14 protein-coding genes and 1 riboswitch are annotated in these 17,311 nt (G+C 35.9%); all 14 genes read right to left on the bottom strand.

Annotated features, from left to right (window positions below; all coding sequences use genetic code 11):
* Nucleotides 1–241: 241 nt before the first annotated feature.
* Nucleotides 242–2,848, bottom strand: a complete 2,607-nt coding sequence (gene mgtA, locus ID741_RS11610; protein WP_438720466.1) for a magnesium-translocating P-type ATPase — start codon at nucleotides 2,846–2,848, stop codon at nucleotides 242–244.
* Between the two features lie 125 nt (nucleotides 2,849–2,973).
* Nucleotides 2,974–3,140, bottom strand: a riboswitch (M-box (ykoK) riboswitch).
* Between the two features lie 55 nt (nucleotides 3,141–3,195).
* Entirely contained in the window at nucleotides 3,196–3,924 is a 729-nt protein-coding gene (locus tag ID741_RS11615; RefSeq protein ID WP_438720073.1) for a nitroreductase family protein, read from the bottom strand.
* A complete protein-coding gene (locus tag ID741_RS11620; protein WP_438720074.1) occupies nucleotides 3,917–5,356 on the bottom strand; it encodes a PLP-dependent aminotransferase family protein in 1,440 nt (479 codons plus the stop codon). Before ID741_RS11620 ends, ID741_RS11615 begins: the two co-directional genes overlap by 8 nt.
* A 109-nt stretch (nucleotides 5,357–5,465) precedes the next feature.
* Nucleotides 5,466–6,443: a GMP reductase gene (gene guaC, locus ID741_RS11625; protein ID WP_438720075.1), complete on the bottom strand. Its 978-nt coding sequence runs from the start codon at nucleotides 6,441–6,443 to the stop codon at nucleotides 5,466–5,468.
* 127 nt (nucleotides 6,444–6,570) lie between these two features.
* Complete coding sequence (locus ID741_RS11630; RefSeq protein WP_218325336.1) at nucleotides 6,571–7,002, bottom strand: DUF3788 family protein; 432 nt, start codon at nucleotides 7,000–7,002, stop codon at nucleotides 6,571–6,573.
* Between the two features lie 364 nt (nucleotides 7,003–7,366).
* A complete protein-coding gene (gene purD, locus ID741_RS11635) occupies nucleotides 7,367–8,620 on the bottom strand; it encodes a phosphoribosylamine--glycine ligase (RefSeq protein ID WP_438720076.1) in 1,254 nt (417 codons plus the stop codon).
* 11 nt (nucleotides 8,621–8,631) lie between these two features.
* The gene (gene purH / locus ID741_RS11640) at nucleotides 8,632–10,164 is read right to left on the bottom strand and encodes a bifunctional phosphoribosylaminoimidazolecarboxamide formyltransferase/IMP cyclohydrolase (RefSeq protein WP_438720077.1); all 1,533 of its coding nucleotides are present in this window, start codon (nucleotides 10,162–10,164) and stop codon (nucleotides 8,632–8,634) included.
* The gene (purN, locus tag ID741_RS11645) at nucleotides 10,145–10,732 is read right to left on the bottom strand and encodes a phosphoribosylglycinamide formyltransferase (RefSeq protein WP_438720078.1); all 588 of its coding nucleotides are present in this window, start codon (nucleotides 10,730–10,732) and stop codon (nucleotides 10,145–10,147) included. Before purN ends, purH begins: the two co-directional genes overlap by 20 nt.
* Nucleotides 10,733–11,776 carry a phosphoribosylformylglycinamidine cyclo-ligase gene (gene purM, locus ID741_RS11650; RefSeq protein ID WP_438720079.1) on the bottom strand — a complete coding sequence of 348 codons (1,044 nt, stop codon included), beginning with the start codon at nucleotides 11,774–11,776 and terminating at the stop codon, nucleotides 10,733–10,735.
* Nucleotides 11,777–11,788: 12 nt separating this feature from the next.
* On the bottom strand, nucleotides 11,789–13,228 hold the full coding sequence (gene purF, locus ID741_RS11655) for an amidophosphoribosyltransferase (protein ID WP_438720080.1): 1,440 nt from the start codon (nucleotides 13,226–13,228) through the stop codon (nucleotides 11,789–11,791).
* Nucleotides 13,213–15,429, bottom strand: coding sequence for a phosphoribosylformylglycinamidine synthase subunit PurL (purL, locus tag ID741_RS11660; protein WP_438720081.1), 2,217 nt, complete (start codon nucleotides 15,427–15,429; stop codon nucleotides 13,213–13,215). The genes purF and purL overlap by 16 nt, the downstream gene beginning before the upstream one ends.
* Nucleotides 15,429–16,109, bottom strand: coding sequence for a phosphoribosylformylglycinamidine synthase subunit PurQ (gene purQ, locus ID741_RS11665; protein ID WP_218325343.1), 681 nt, complete (start codon nucleotides 16,107–16,109; stop codon nucleotides 15,429–15,431). Before purQ ends, purL begins: the two co-directional genes overlap by 1 nt.
* Entirely contained in the window at nucleotides 16,110–16,364 is a 255-nt protein-coding gene (gene purS / locus ID741_RS11670; RefSeq protein WP_438720082.1) for a phosphoribosylformylglycinamidine synthase subunit PurS, read from the bottom strand. It abuts the gene before it with no gap.
* A 3-nt stretch (nucleotides 16,365–16,367) separates the two neighbouring features.
* The gene (gene purC / locus ID741_RS11675) at nucleotides 16,368–17,078 is read right to left on the bottom strand and encodes a phosphoribosylaminoimidazolesuccinocarboxamide synthase (RefSeq protein ID WP_438720083.1); all 711 of its coding nucleotides are present in this window, start codon (nucleotides 17,076–17,078) and stop codon (nucleotides 16,368–16,370) included.
* Nucleotides 17,079–17,311: the final 233 nt, after the last annotated feature.

Here is a 17,311-nt window from a genome sequence, read left to right on the forward strand (position 1 = left end):
AAGTTTTAGCTAGAAATTTCTTATTTTTTTGTGAAAAATTGACCAAACTAAAGTGGTTTAACAAAGAAAACTAACAAGAGACTGAAACCTCTTTCTTTCGCTATGATTGCCAGTCATAAATCAACTCGTGATCTAACAATTTAAAAATTACAATTTTTAATTGTGAAAAAATTTACTTGTGAAAATATATTTTATATAAAAAAAGAAACAGAGCAACTATAAAAGTCACTCTGTTATAATTTCAAACCCATTCACCAGCAATTTTGATATATATTTTTTTCCCAATCTGCACTGCAATTAAATAGCCAACAACAATTAAGAAATACCATACCCAATAGGCATTAGGTAATGCTACAAAATCAAATTGCGCTCTTATTGGCGTAATCACAATAATAATACCAACCACTACTGCAGCCAGTAGACTAGCCAAAACTTGTGGTGCCGGACGACTTTGAATAAATGGAATTTTTCTAGTTCTTACCATTAAAACTACTAAGGCTTGCGTCGTTAAACCTACAACAAACCAACCTGTTTGAAATAGATTTTGATTTCCTATTGTATTTGCGCCAAAAACATACCACATTAAGACAAAAGTTAAGATGTCAAAAATCGAACTGATTGGACCAATACAAACCGTAAATTTCAACAAACCTTTTGTTTCCCATTTTGTTGGTTTAACTAATTCCTCTTCATCCACGTTATCCCAAGGAATTGTTAGCTGAGCAATGTCATAAATTAAATTTTGTAATAAAAGTTGCATGGATAACATTGGTAAAAATGGTAAAAAAGCACTGGCAACTAAAATTGAAAAGACATTCCCAAAATTTGAACTAATCGTAATTTTAATATATTTCATCATATTACTAAATACTCGCCGGCCTTCTAACACACCGCTTTCTAAAACGGTTAAGCTTTTTTCCAACAAAATAATCGAGCTGGCATCTTTAGTAATATCAGCAGCTGTATCAACCGATATCCCCACATCGGCTTTTCTTAAAGCTGGTGCATCATTAATTCCGTCTCCCATAAAGCCAACCGTGTGGCCTTTTGTTTGTAAATTTTCAATAATCCGGGCTTTTTGCATTGGATTTAATTTTGCAAATAAATTAGTTGTATCACCAGCAATCTGTAATTCTTGATCACTCATTCGGTCAACCTCAGTACCTAAAACATATTTACTGGCATCAATACCTACGTCATTACAAACTTTTTGGGCTACTATTTCATTGTCACCTGTTAAAACTTTGACGTTTACTCCATGTTGATGCAAAGAATCAATTGCAGTCTTGGCAGATTCTTTTGCTGGGTCTAAAAATCCCATAAAACCGATTAAAGTCATATTTTTTTCATCACTGCTACTATAAATTGCATCGCTATGGACATCTTTTTTGATTGCCACCGTGATTACTCGCATACCTTGACGATTCATTTTTTGGTTTACTTCTTGCAATTTTTCTTTTAATTCATCAGTTAAGGGTAAGATTTCTCCATTAATCTCTACCTTATCGCAGACAGTCGCCATCTCTTCAACCGCACCTTTTGTGATCATTAATTGATGATCATCTGCTTTAATCACAACTGTCAAACGACGACGTGAAAAATCAAAGGGTATTTCATCGATTTTTTGGACTGTTTGATAAGGTAATTGCTGTTTTTGTTCTTCATAGTAATTAATCACTGCAATATCCATTAAGTTTTTCCAACCAGTTTGATAAGTTGAGTTTAAAAAAGTTAGATCTAAAACTTGGCGATTTTCTTCCCCTAAAGGATTCAAGTGTTCAACTAATACCACACGATCTTCTGTAATCGTACCGGTTTTATCAGTACACAAAATATCCATGCCACCTAAATTTTGAATCGCAGCTAGTTCTTTCACAATCACTTTTTGTTTAGACAATGTCAAAGCACCTTTGGCCAGATTTGAACTAACAATCATTGGAAGCATTTCTGGCGTTAAACCAACTGCTACGGCAATTGCAAAGAAGAAGGCACTGCTCCAGTCTCCTTTAGTAACACCATTAATTAGTAAAACTAAAGGGAATAAAACCATAATCATGCGTAATAGCAATTTACTAACTTTCGTCAAACCAATGTCAAAACTTGTCTTCCCACGTTTGGCTGTTGCATTTTTAGCAATGTCTCCAAAAAATGTTTGTTGCCCGGTTTTTAAAATAATAGCTTTGCCTTGACCACTCAAGACATCTGTTCCCATAAAAACTAAATTTGATAAATCTAGGGCAGTTTCCTCACTTATTTTGTTGTGGTCACTATTAACAAATTTTTCAATCGGCATTGATTCACCGGTTAACGAAGATTGATTAACGAACAAATCTTTGGTCCAAATCAAAACTGCATCAGCAGGAATCATATCACCAGTTGCTAAAGTTAGGATATCTCCAGGAACAATTTCATCCATTGGTATTTCCGCTGTTTCGCCATTTCTTGTAATGGCAGAGGTATTTTCAATCAATTCTTTTAATTCAATACTGGCTTTTTGGGAACGGTATTCTTGAATAAAAGTGATTAAAACACTCGCTAAAATCATAATAACCATTACAATTGCCGCTTGAAAATCTTTAGTGGCAATTGAAACAATCACTAATAATGCTAAAACATAAACAAAAGGATCGTTAAAGGCTTGTAAAAACAATAACCAAGCAGGCGTCGGTTTTTGTGCAGATACTTCGTTGGGCCCATATTCTTCCAAACGCGTTTTTGCATCTTGATTTGACAAACCTTTTTCAGAAGTCCTTAAGTTTAAAAATAAATCCCGATCAGTTAATTGTGCTAATTTTTTTAGTTCTTGGTCCTTGCTGATATTTTTGGCAAGGAGATTTTTCTTGCTCATCATAATAATTCCTCCAATTTCTTATTCTCTTACTCGGATGTTCGTCAAGATCCATCTTCCTCACCACCTTTCATTGTCAGACACAAAAAAACGCACACTCAACAACGAGCATGCGGAAATAACCTCAATCATGTCATCGTTGAGCTTTAGCACTATAGGGCGTAGACAAAATTTGTCAGCTACGTTAAACGTCACCTTCACGATGGCATCTGTTAGACCAACTCGGAGTCTCTCGATTCCTTTGCGGCAGTAGCTTATGTCCATATAGGAGCCTCACCTAACAATATTTATATTATTTAATAAAATAACTATAAATTGAAAATCTGTTTCTGTCAAATCATCTAAAGTTATTTTTGCAATTTTTTATCTTTAAGAAATTGATCAACTGCAGTATTTGGTTTTTGTGAAAAATAATCAGCAAATTTTTGACTCCAGATTTTTGTTTCTCTGGCTTCAGCAAATTTTTCCATCGTTTCATCATATTTTTCAATCACTTGATAGTCATAATCTTTAAAAGTGTCATAAAATACAATAGCTTCTTCGGGTAAACGTGGTTTTACTTTCATTTCAACAGTTGGTTTGCCAATGCTCATTCCCGCTACTGGCAACATATAATCAGGTAGATTTAATAATTGGCTAATTGCAGCAATATCTTTGCGAATACTTCCAACAATTACGCTTCCTAGTCCAAGGGATTCAGCGGCTAATGTTGCGCTATTCATGGCTAAGGCTGTATCAGTCACCGCAGTCAATAATGGATCAATTCCTTCAATTATCGGGAAATCAACCTCATATTTATCAGCGACTTTTTTTGAACGATTTAAATCAGCAACAAAAATTAAAAAAACAGAGCTTTTTAGCATGTGGGGATTACCTGGATTCATTGCAACTAATTTTTCTCGAATTGAGGAATCTTTTACCACAAAAATACTGTAGAATTGTCCATTCATCCAAGTTGGCGCTTGTCTTGCAGCTGATAAAATCACCTGTAATTCTTCTTCCGATAGTTGATAATTCTCATCGAAATCACGGTACGTACGACGGGTTTGTAATAGATCTAGCATTTGATTATTCATATTGACCTCCTTCATTTTTTTTCAATTGATCGGTGATTTGTTGAAATTTATTAAAAAACACTGCCAAATTTTCTTGATTTAGACGAGTGTAATTAATCCTAAGGGACATCGTATCATTACTAAATAAAAACGCCGGAGCTACTAATAATTGTTCATCCAAAAAAAGTTCCCAATCTTTTCTCGTTAATTTTTTATTTTTCCAAGTTAAATAAGCATATAGCCCACCTTCAATTGGTTCAAACTGCCAATCATTTGATAAAAGCTTTAATTCTTTTTCAAAATCATGAGCGCTTTGTTTTAAAGTGTCTACTAAATTCTGCTGCTTTTGATTAAAATAAGGATCCTTTAATGCAGTGCTGGCAACAACCTGAGGGAAAACGCTTAAAGAAAAATCAACCATTTGACGTGCTTCGGCTAAACGCACAATCAAATCACGATTTGCAACAATCCAACCAATTTTCAAAGATGAACCAAATATTTTTGACAAGGAACCTAAGTGAATGACTTCATCTGGTGCAAGTTCTTTCAAGGACAGCGGTAAATCTACGAAGGCCAATTCGCTAAACACATCGTCTTCTACAATGGGAATTTGATATTTTCGACTTAAATCAATTAATTCTTTTCTTCTTTGTAAGGACATAGTCCTGCCAGTTGGATTTTGAAAGGTCGGATTGACTAATATCATTTTGATTTTTTTGGTTAAAATCAATTGTTCTAACTGATCCACTCGCATTCCTTGGCTATCTAATTCAACACCGTACAATCGAATGCCCGCAGTAGCAAAAATTGGCAAAGAGTACAAAAATGATGGATCTTCAATCGCGACACTATCGCCATTTTGCAACATCACTTGAAGCAATAAAAACATGGCTTGTTTGGCTCCTGATGTAATTAGCACTTCATCAGAAGAAACATCGATTTTTTGTTCTTTTTTTATCCGCTGAACAATTAATTCCTGTAATGGTAAATAACCCAATGGGCTTTGCTTTTGTTCTTCCAGTAGCAATGTCTCCCATTTGAAAGAAGGTAAACGAAAACTGGGAATTAAATTCAGTGGTAATTCTCCAGTATATAGATCCAAACTTTGGACTGATTTCAATTGCTGTTGCAGTTTAACTAAATATGCTTCTTGTTGAAAATGATTGTCGGCTAATCGCCTACGCCAATCAATCCGAGGATTAGCTGTTCTGCCCCAGTTTCCCTCGTTAACAAGCGTTCCGCTACCACGTTTTCGTACAATCCAGCCCAAAGCAACTAATTCATCCAACGCATGAACTACTGTTGAACGATTCACTTGATAAGTCTCAGCCAATTTTCGCTCCGGTGGCAAACGATCTCCCGGCAGTAATTGGCCATTTTGAATATATTCGATTAACTGTTCCATAATTTGTTGATAGACTGGAATATTTTTTTGGTTATTTAACTGCCACATCAGTCGACTCACTTCCCTTAGTATTAAAATTACTGGAGGAAAGGGCCACTGTCAATCAAAAAAAGTGATGGAGGATGATCAATTTGATCTTCCTCCATCACTTTTAAATTTAAATTGTATCACCATTGAAAATTGAATTTTTAACTATTACGTAGTCAACTTTTTGGATAGATTCCAAATCGCGACCACCTGCATAAGAAATTGAAGACTGTAAATCCTGTTGCATTTCCACTAAAGTATCTTTCAAATGACCTTTAAACGGAATCCAGATTTTTTTACCTTCCACATTTTTCTTTTCACCTTTTTGAAATTCAGAAGCACTACCAAAATATTCTTTTAAAACGACACCATTTTCAACTTTGGTTTCACCTGGAGACTCTTCATGGCCAGCAAAAAGTGAGCCAATCATTACCATTGTCGCTCCAAAACGAACAGATTTAGCAATATCACCATGGGTACGAATTCCACCATCGGCAATAATAGGTTTTCGGGCAGCTTTTGCACACCAACTTAATGCTGCTAATTGCCAACCGCCAGTTCCAAAACCAGTTTTAATTTTAGTAATACATACTTTACCAGGTCCAATGCCGACTTTTGTCGCGTCTGCACCAGCATTTTCTAGTTCACGAACCGCTTCAGGCGTTCCAACATTACCAGCAATCAAAAATGCATCTGGCAATAATTTTTTAATATGCTTAATCATATTAATCACTGGATCAGAATGACCATGGGCAATATCAATTGTGATATAATCTGGTACTAAATTTTGATCGGCCAACGATTGCACGAAATCATATTCATTCGCTTTTACACCAACACTGATTGATGTAAACAAACCTCTTTTTTGCATCTTTTTAATAAACGGAATCCGCTCTTCTTCGTAAAAACGATGCATTATGTAAAAGTAACCATTTTCTGCTAAAAATTCTGCGATTGATTCATCGACAATTGTCTGCATATTAGCGGGAACCACTGGCATTTTAAAGCTGAATTTACCTAATTTAACACTTGTGTCACATTCTGAACGAGAGTTCACGATACACTTGTTGGGAATTAGTTGGATATCTTCATAATCAAATACTTTCATAAAATCCTCCATTTGTTTAAACAATAAAAAACATAGGACATTTCGCCCTATGTAATTTACAATAAAATTGAGAAAAAAGCAAGAATAATTTTTATTATTCTTGCTAAAACACGAACATTAAACTATTTTAATGTTTTTCTCTTAAGTTTTTAGCTTGAAGACTGACTAGAAAAACGACATCTTCCATTTCAGCTTCATTCGTTACATCCATCTCGATCATCTTTGTTGATGGAGATATTTGTGCAAACTTTTCTTTAAACTCATCAGACATTACTTGAATCATTGGTGTTAAATAGCGAATCCCAAAATCAGGTAGTGGGGTTTTTACGGAAAAATAGTCGTCATGAATGATGATTGAGCACAATAAACCTTGATATTGTACGACTTCAATGTGCCAGCCAAGCTTTTTTTGAAATATTATTTTAATTTGTGGCTCATAGTGACGAGTGAGTTGTGCCAGCAAAATTTTTAAATACTGAGAGTTTGGTAAAAAATCCATGATTGCTTCCATATTGGGTTTTTCAGCTTCCAATTGAGACGATAGCCATTTATCATCCATCAAACTTCCTCTTTTCTTATCAATTGATATATACGTACAAGAATGAACAACATAAAATTTAAAATATTGGGATAACAATATTCATAAATACTTATTTTTTCAATTCTAATCTCATTATTTTTTCATAATTTTATTTTAACATGATATACCGCGCATGTCATTGTTTTCCTCTTTATTATCTTCACTTATCTGTTTCTACTTATTATTATTAATGCTTTTATTCTTCACAACGGTCTTGATTTTACTAAAAAAAGAGCCTTATTGCAAGCTGCAATAAAGCTCTTTTTTATTTTATTCAATTATTTTTTTCTAGCAAATTTTTTATCTTACTAAAAACTAAGAAAATTAAAAACAAATAAATTGATTATTTATTACGACCTTTATCACCAATATCTTTTCTGAAAAAATAACCATCTGTATTTGTTTTTTCTAATGCTTTGTAAACTTTTTGCTGTGCATCAGAAATATTTTCACCATTTGCTTCCACAACTAAAACCCGGCCTCCATTTGCCTTTAGACCATCTGAGTCAGAAACTCCGGCATAAAAAATGTTGACATTTTCATCACCAAAGGTTGGAATCGGCATACCTTTTTGATAATCTCCAGGATAGCCATCAGCAGCTAAAACAACACCAACACTAGCAAAATCATACCAGTTTATTTTTGGTTCTTTTTCATGCAACAAATCGTCAATAACTTCGGCCAAATCACTAGCTAAACGCGGCAAAACAACCTGAGTCTCTGGATCACCGAAACGGGCATTAAATTCAATCACCTTTGGTCCATCTGAAGTTGCAATTAAGCCGGCATATAATATGCCAGAAAAAGGTGTACCATTTTGAACCATACCATTTACAGCAGGTTTGACAACATTTTCGACTGCTTCATTAATAATTGATTCGGAAATTTGTGGTACGGGAGAATAGGCACCCATTCCACCAGTATTAGGCCCTTTGTTTCCTTCAAAAGCTGGCTTATGGTCTTGAGCAATAACCATTGGATAAACATCATTATTTCTAACAAAAGATAATAGCGAGAACTCTTCACCAGCTAGAAACTCCTCAATCACCACTTTAGCACCACTTTCACCAAAACGGTTTTGATTAAGCATTTCATCTAGTGCTGATAAAGCTTCTTGTTCATCCTGTGCCACTACTACCCCTTTGCCTGCAGCTAAACCGTCTGCTTTGATTACAATTGGCGTGCCTATTTTTTTTATATAGGCCTGCGCTTGATCAAAATCAGTAAATACTTCGTAGGCTGCAGTTGGAATTTGATTTTCTAGCATAATTTGTTTAGCAAACTCTTTTGAACCTTCGATCATTGCGGCTGCTTTATTAGGTCCAAATATTTTTAGATCAGCAGCTTGAAAATCGTCGACAATCCCATTCAACAATGGTACTTCAGGTCCGGCAAATGTCCATTCGATTTGATTTTCTTTAGCAAATTCGATCAAAGCCGGATGATTATCTTCTTCAATAGCTAAAGTTTGAATGCCGTCATTTAGCATACCAGGATTTCCTTTTGCGCAAAATACCTCTGTCACCTTTGGACTAGCTAATATTTTTTTAGCAATGGCGTGTTCACGACCACCTGAGCCGATAATTAGAATTTTCATCAGGTCACCTCTTAATGTCTGAAGTGACGGCCACCAGTAAAGACCATCGCTACACCATATTTATTTGCCATCGCTATTGAATCTTTATCTCGAATACTACCACCAGGTTGGACAATCGCTTTAATGCCGTGTTCAGCTGCATATTCTACTGAATCATCCATTGGAAAATAAGCGTCACTAGCTAAAACAGCGCCAGCCATTTTATCAGTAGCTTGTTCTAGCGCAATTTTTACAGAACCCACACGATTCATTTGGCCGGCACCAATACCAACTGTTTGATGTTGGTTAGCAACGACAATCGCATTTGATTTCACGTGTTTGACAGCTTTCCAAGCAAATTCTAACGCTTTTAATTCCTCTTTGGTTGGCTGGCGATCCGTGACGACTTCGTACCCTTCTGCTTTTTCAGTCAAGATATCTTGGTCTTGAACTAATAAACCACCTAGTACAGATACTATTTCTACTTGTTCAGAACTTGAATTACTAAAGTCTAGTATTAATAATCGCAAATTCTTTTTCTTCGACAATAATTCAAATGCTTCAGCAGAAAAAGATGGTGCAATAATAATTTCTAGAAATAATTCATGCATCTTCTCAGCTGTTGCCAAATCAACTTCTCGGTTAGCAACAATAATACCGCCAAAAATGGAAACGGGATCGGCTTCGTATGCAGAATTATAAGCTTCAAAAATTGTTTTCCCAGTTCCAATACCACAAGGATTCATATGTTTCAACGCCACAACAGTTGGTTCAGAAAATTCACGGGCAATCCTTAAAGCAGCATCAGCATCTTTAATATTATTGTACGATAATTCTTTGCCGTGTAATTGTTTCCCGCTAGCAATTGAATAAGAAACAGGAATAGCATCTTGATAAAAAGCTGCTTTTTGATGACTATTTTCACCGTATCGTAAAGTTTGTTTTAAATCATAAGTTAAAGTTAATTTTTCTGGTTCAGCAACTTCAACTGCTGCTGTTAAATATTCAGCAATCAGGGCGTCATAAGCAGCCGTGTGACGAAAAACTTTTGCCGCTAATTTTTTTCGCGTAGCTAAACTAGTTTCGTTGTTTTCAGCAAATTCTTGTAAAACTGTTTCATAATCTAGCGGATCTACCACTACAGTAACAGCCGCGAAATTTTTCGCCGCTGAACGAAGCATACTTGGACCACCGATATCGATGTTTTCAATCGCATCCGCTTCCGTAACCTCTTTTTTCAAGATAGTCTCTTTAAAAGGATATAGGTTCACACAAACCAAATCTATTGGTTGAATGTCATGAGCGTCCATTGCTTCCATATGACTAATTAAGTCTCTTCGTCCTAATAAACCACCATGTATTTTCGGGTGCAGTGTTTTCACTCTTCCGTCCATCATTTCTGGAAAACCAGTGACTTCATCAATACTGATTGTTTTTACACCGGCCTCATCTAAAACTTTTTTAGTTCCACCAGTAGAAATAATTTCAAATCCGTTTTCGATTAATTTTTCAGAAAACGAAACAATTCCATTTTTATCAGATACACTAATCAGCGCACGTTTCATGACCAAACTCCTTTATGATTTTCGCAATGACTGCGGGATAAAGTCCATGCTCAACTGCATGAATTTTTTCTTCTAAAGTTTCTAAAGTATCATTTTTATCAATAATCACTTTTTCTTGCGCAATAACTGGTCCAGTATCCACACCACTATCTACATAGTGAACAGTGACACCTGTTTCAGCTACTCCAGCTTCAAAAGCATCTTTAATACCGTTTAATCCCGGGAAACTAGGCAATAATGCCGGATGAATATTAATAATTCTTTTCGGGAATGCTTGCAAAAGTTTTTCACCGACAATTCGCATATAACCTGCCAAAATAACTAAATCAATCTGATTTTTCTTCAGTAAATTCAATAATGCATCTTCATAAGCAGCTTTATTTTCAAACTCTTTCAATTCAAAGCTTTCACTGGGAATTTGAAATTTTTCCGCTCTCTTTAAGACATACGCATCCTGGTGATCAGAAAAAAGTAAATCAATTTTTGCAGGAATCTCCCCATTTCCAACAGCATTAGCTAAAGCTTCAAAATTAGAACCATTCCCAGAAGCTAAGACAGCAATTTTCATTTATTTTGCTCCCTTAAATGAAATCGACTCATTAACTTTGTCAGTTACTTTTCCAATAATATAAGAAGCTTCATCATTTTTTTGCAACAGCTCTTGAACCGCTGCAACCTTTTCTGGTGCAACCGCTAATACCATACCAATACCCATATTGAAAATTTCGTACATTTCCATGGTAGGAATTTGACCATATTTCTCCATAGTTGAAAAAATTGGTAAGATTGGCCAGGTTCCTAATTCAATCTCACAAGCAAGTTGATCAGGTAGCATTCTTGGTAAGTTTTCAACAAATCCGCCACCAGTTACGTGAGCTACACCATGGAGTAATTCATCTTTAACCAAAGGTAAAATTGCCTTGGCATAAATCCGAGTTGGTTTTAATAATTCATCAGCTAACGATGCCCAATCAAGTTCTGGCAATTTATCTGAAATCGTAAAATCATTATCTTCAAAGAAAATTTTACGAACCAAAGAATAGCCATTGGAATGAATTCCTGATGAAGGCAACCCAATCAAAACATCGCTAGCTTGAATTTTTTCCCCAGTTACAATTTTACTTTTTTCGGCAATCCCCACAGCAAAGCCAGCTAAATCATAATCCTTATCACCGTACATACCTGGCATTTCAGCTGTTTCGCCACCAATTAAAGCTGCCCCAGCTTGCACACAACCATCAGCTACGCCGGCAACAACTTGTTCTAAACGTTCTGGAACATTTTTTCCAGTAGCAATATAATCTAAAAAATATAATGGTTCAGCGCCCTGTGCAATAATGTCGTTGACACACATTGCTACACAGTCAATCCCTATTGTATTGTGACGATCTGCCTGAATAGCGACCATCAATTTTGTTCCTACACCATCAGTACCAGAAATCAAAACGGGTTCTTTGACGTTTAATTGACTTAAATCAAAATTGCCGCCAAAGCCACCAATTGCGCCCATCACGCCTAATCTTTCAGTTTTCTTGACATGTTTTTTAATTCTTTCTACTACTTCATAACCCGCTTCTACATCGACACCAGCTTTTTGATATGCGTTAGCCATTATTTCTCTCCTTTAGAAAAATGAAATTTTTTCACGTAATGATTCTTGATATTTTTCTTCATAATCGTACAATGGCGTAGGATAATCCCCATTAAAATAAGCCATACATAAACCAGAATAAGGTGCATCAAACTTCAAGCCAATCGCGTCAATTAATCCTTCTTCACTTAAAAAGGCCAAAGAATCAGCACCGATTTCTGAACGAATTTCTTCAATTGAATGATTTGCTGCGATTAATTCTTTTCTTGTTTGAATATCTATTCCATAAAAACAAGGGTAGCGTAGAGGTGGTGAAGCAATTCGTACATGAACTTCTTTTGCACCGGCTTCTTTTAATAATTCCACTATCCGACGACTGGTTGTCCCACGCACAATCGAATCATCTACCATGATGACTTTTTTGCCTTCAACAACACCTCGAACTGCTGACAACTTCATCCGAACACCTTGTTCTCTTAATTCTTGGGTAGGCTGGATAAAAGTTCTTGCGATGTACTGATTTTTTACTAAACCCATTTCATAAGGAATGCCAGTTGCTTCTGCATAACCACTAGCAGCTGATAATGATGAATTTGGCACACCGACTACCATATCCGCTTCAATCGGTGCTTCAGATGATAAAATTCGACCCATATTTTTTCTAGCACTATGAACATTTACCCCTGCAATATTTGAATCAGGTCTAGCAAAATAAATGTATTCCATTGAGCAAATTGCATGTTGTGTCTCATCAGTAAATTTTTCAACTGTCAAACCTTGGTCGTTAATAGTAATTACTTCACCAGGATTTACGTCTTGTAAAAACTCGGCACCAACTACTTCTAAGGCACAAGTTTCTGAAGCAACCACATATGCTCCATTCACCATTTGTCCGATTGATAATGGTCTGAAGCCATTGACATCTAAAGCGGCTACCATAGAATCTTCCGTCATCATTAAATAAGCAAAACCGCCTTTTACCGTATTCAAGGCTTCTTTTAATTGACTAGAAAAATCTGGTTTGGCGCTTTTACGGATTAAGTGCATTAAGATTTCTGTATCTGAATTAGAGTGAAAAATTGCGCCTTCTTCCTCCAAATCTTTTCTTAAAGTTTTAGCATTAGTTAAATTACCATTATGCGCTAGTGCAAAATCACCATCATAAAACTTAAACAAAAACGGTTGAATGTTATCCACACTACCATTTCCGGCAGTCGCGTATCGCACATGACCAATTGCTGCTTGTCCAGTTAATTGATCTAACTGTCGTTCATCTTTAAAAACTTCTGACAATAAACCTAAATCACGGTATCCTTTTAATTTACCTTCATCATTTGATACAATACCGGCGCCTTCTTGTCCTCGATGCTGTAAACTATGGAGACCAAAATAAGTGACGCGTGCAGCATCTGGATGACCCCAGATGCCGAACACACCACATTCTTCATTTAAACTTCTTACTTCATAAGACATGGAATAGCTTCCTCCCAAAGTTCTTTGGCTGTCTTGACTGCAACATTAATTTTTCCATCATTCGCTTCAATTGTTAATTGACCATCGGCAGTTACTTCACCAATAAATTGCGCTTTTTTAACACTACTTTCAAAAACTGCTTGATTTTCTTTTTTCACAGAAAGGATAAAACGAGATTGTGTTTCACTGAATAATTCTGCTGCCTTCAAATCAACCTTCACTGAAATCCCTAATTCATTCGCGAAAGTAGCTTCAGCTAAAGCCGTTGCTAGACCGCCTTCAGACAAATCATGAGCACTAGATACTAAACCAGCTTTAATTGCTGATAAAACCAACTCTTGGTTTTCTTTTTCAGTAGCTAAATCAAAATTCATTAGTTTCCCTTCAATTAAACCCTTTTGCATTTTTTGAATTTCAGAACCATTAAAATCGGCTTTGGTTTCACCAATCACATAGACTAAATCACCAACATTTTTAAATTGTTGAGTTGTTACATGGTTTAAGTCTTCGATTAAGCCAACCATACCAATCATTGGAGTTGGATAAATCGCTTTTCCGTCTGTTTCATTATATAAAGAGACATTCCCAGAAATGACTGGTGTATTTAAAACGGTACAAGCTTCAGAAATACCATCAGCAGATGTCCATAATTCCCAGAATCCTTCAGGTTTTTCAGGAGAACCATAATTTAAACAGTCAGTAATCGCTAATGGCTGTCCACCAGATGCAACAATATTTCGCGCAGCTTCTGCAACTGCAATTTGTCCGCCAACCTCAGGATTTAGATATAAATAACGGGCATTACAATCTGTTGTCATTGCCAATGCTTTATTCGTACCACGTACTCTAAGAACAGCAGCATCACTACCCGGGCCTACCACTGTATTAGTCCGAACTCTAGAATCGTAAGTTTCAAAAATTGTTTTTTTAGAAGCAATAGTCGGTTGTTTTAACAAATCTAAAAGGGTTGCTGTTGCATCTTGGATTGTTGGTACAAAATCAGCCATTTCCGCAAATTCTTTAATACGAGCAGGTTCTTTCTTTTCATTCTGATAAACCGGCGCATCTTCTGCTAAAGCATCCACAGGCAAATTCGCAACTTCTACATCATGATGATATAAACGATATAAACCATCATCAGTTACTTCACCAATTGTTACAGCATCTAAATCATATTTTTTAAATAATTCGACCACTTGATCTTCTGCCCCTAATTCAACACAGATTAACATCCGTTCTTGAGATTCTGACAACATCATTTCATAAGGGGACATTCCTGTTTCCCGTTGAGGTACATCATCTAAATAAAGTATCAAACCAGATCCAGCTTTTGAAGCCATTTCTGCACTAGAAGATACTAAACCAGCTGCACCCATATCTTGAATGCCAACTAAAATTTCAGAATGGTCTAAAATCAATTCCAGACAAGCTTCCAATAATAATTTTTCCATGAATGGATCACCAACTTGCACAGCCGAACGTTGTTGTTCTTCCCCTTCAACAAATTCTTCTGAAGCAAAAGTAGCGCCATGAATACCATCGCGACCAGTTTTAGCCCCTACGTACATGATTTTATTGCCGACACCTTTGGCCTGCCCTTTTTGAATATCTTTATGATCAATTAAACCAACACACATTGCATTAACTAATGGATTTCCTTCATAGCTCGCATCAAAAGCTACTTCGCCTCCGACAGTTGGAATTCCAATACAGTTACCATAACCAGAAATTCCAGCGACAACTTCTTCTAATAAATATTTTGTTCGGGAATTATCTAATTCACCAAAACGTAAAGAATCTAAGATAGCAATCGGTCTTGCACCCATACTAAAAATATCACGAATAATTCCGCCAACACCGGTTGCAGCCCCTTCATAAGGTTCAACAGCTGAAGGATGGTTATGACTTTCTGCTTTAAATACAACTGCTTGATTATCACCAATGTCAACAATCCCAGCACCTTCACCAGGCCCTTGTAATACTTGCTTACCAGTTGTTGGAAATTTTCTTAAAACCGGTTTTGAATTTTTATATGAACAATGCTCACTCCACATGACTGAAAAAAGTCCTGTCTCAGTATAATTAGGCATCCGACCTAAAATATCCTCTGAAATCATTCGATATTCTTCGTCAGTTAGCCCCCATTCAGCGTAGATTCTTTGCTCTTTAATCTCTTGAGCTGTCGGTTCTGTTTTAATCATTATTTAGCCGCTACCTTTCCGAAGTTATTAATCATTGATGCGAAAAATTTCAAGCCATCATCTGACCCTAATAATTTCTCTACCGCTCTTTCAGGGTGAGGCATCATTCCTAAAACGTTGCCTTGTTCATTGACGATACCAGCAATTTTCTCAACACTACCGTTAATATTATCTTCTGCATAAGAAAAGACAATTTGATTGTTGGCTTTTAATTGATCCAATGTCGCTTCATCGCAGTAATAGTTTCCTTCACCATGGGCAACGGGGATTTGAATAATTTCGCCTTCCGCATATTCGGTCGTAAAGTTTGTTTGATTATTTTCAACTTTTAAAGGTGTAATTTTACTGATGAATTTTAAGCTGTCATTTCTTCTTAAAGCCCCCGGTAAAAGACCTGCCTCAGTTAAAATTTGAAAGCCATTGCAAGTACCAAAGACTGGCTTGCCTTCTTCGGCCATACGGACAACTTCTGCCATAATATTTGCAAAACGAGCAATTGCACCACAGCGCAGATAATCGCCATAAGAAAATCCGCCTGGCAATAAGACGCCATCAAAACCAGCCAAACTATCTGCATCAAAGCGAACATATTCACAATCAACATCCATAATTTCTTTGATTGCCCAATACATATCCATATCACAATTTGAACCTGGAAAAACGATGACTGCAAATTTCATTTAAACTTCCTCCATCGTACTAATTTCATAGCGGTAAGTTTCCATATTAACGTTAGCTAATAATTTGTCACAGATTTCTTCAATCATTTCTTCGATGGGACGATCACTTTTAGCTACTTTGATTTCAAAATATTTACCAATTCGAACATCTTCAATCGTGTCATAGCCTAAACGATGAACGGCACCTTTGACTGCTTCACCTTGAGGGTCCAATACTGAATCTTTGTAAGTTACATATACTTTTACGAAATACATTTTTTACTCTCCTTTTAATCGATTTAAGACTTCTTGATAAACAGGGATTAAATCCCCTAAATCTCTACGGTAAATATCTTTATCTAAATGTTCATTTGTGGCCTTATCCCATAAACGGCAAGTGTCAGGTGATATTTCATCAGCCAATAAAATTGAACCATCTCTTGTTCGGCCAAACTCTAATTTAAAATCTACTAAGAGAATGCCAATTTCATCAAACAGTTCACTTAACACTTCATCAACTGCTAAAGCCATTGTTTTTAACGTTGTGATCTCTTCATCAGTAGCAATATCTAAGACCTTAATATGGTCTTCAATAATCATTGGATCATCTAATTCGTCATTTTTAAAATAAAATTCAACAATCGGAAATTTCACCGGTGTACCTTCAGGAATTGCTAAACGCTTTGAAAAGCTTCCGGCAGCGATATTCCGAACGACAACTTCCAACGGGATAATATCAACTGCTTGGATAATTTGTTCTGTTTCTGAAATTTGTTCCACGAAATGACTACGAATTCCTTTTTCATCTAAGCGTTGAAAAATTAAACTAGTGATTTGATTATTAAGCTCACCTTTGCCTTTAATTTGGTCTTTTTTAGCGCCGTTTAAAGCCGTTGCTTGATTCAAATACTCAACCCAAATCAAATCTGGTTGTTCCGTTTGAAATAGTTCTTTTGCTTTGCCTTGATAAAGTAATTGGCCTTTTTCCACTTGCGTTACCCCTTCTTAATTGTGAATGATTTATTGTTATCGAACAATTATCATTCGTATTTTATTCAATTATAGTGTAACAACTCACAAAATCCGGGTCAATTATTTATCGGATATTTATATTTTTTTAATCCTTAATGTTCGTTTTTTGCTAAATTTTGTATTTCAGGCCAAAAAAGATAGCGTTTACATATTAAAAATTAGGTGCTATAGTTTATTTGATAATAATATCG

The sequence above is a fragment of the Enterococcus sp. AZ103 genome (genome assembly GCF_051714685.1).
Taxonomy (GTDB): domain Bacteria; phylum Bacillota; class Bacilli; order Lactobacillales; family Enterococcaceae; genus Enterococcus_A; species Enterococcus_A alishanensis.